The sequence below is a fragment of the Bradyrhizobium sp. Kon56 genome (assembly GCF_055807635.1).
The window spans coordinates 1-239 of the sequence record NZ_JBVVOU010000617.1; the positions used below are offsets into that span (position 1 = coordinate 1).

Annotated in this window: 1 protein-coding gene; it reads right to left on the bottom strand. The window is 59.4% G+C overall.

All coding sequences use genetic code 11. From position 1 onward, the window contains the following. Positions 1-239 (bottom strand): hypothetical protein (locus tag AC0L3B_RS40270; RefSeq protein ID WP_473383632.1); only part of this gene is annotated, 239 nt, incomplete at both ends.

Consider the following 239-nt stretch of genomic DNA (forward strand, 5'->3'; position numbering starts at 1 on the left):
CCAGTCGAAAGGTTCCTTTGCTCGGACGGCTTGTGCTGCCTGTGTTTCTTACAACAACATCGCCATCGATCTTCAGCGTTTGAATATCTGGACGCGCGCGGATGATTGCGGCCCGAGGGAACACCTCATAATAGCTTGTGCTCTGCTCCACTTGGGCCTGAATGATGAAGCCCTGGCGCCCTCCGGCGGCAGCGGGGTTCTGCGGGGTTTCGTGTCCGACCGGCAGGTCGCGAAGCTCC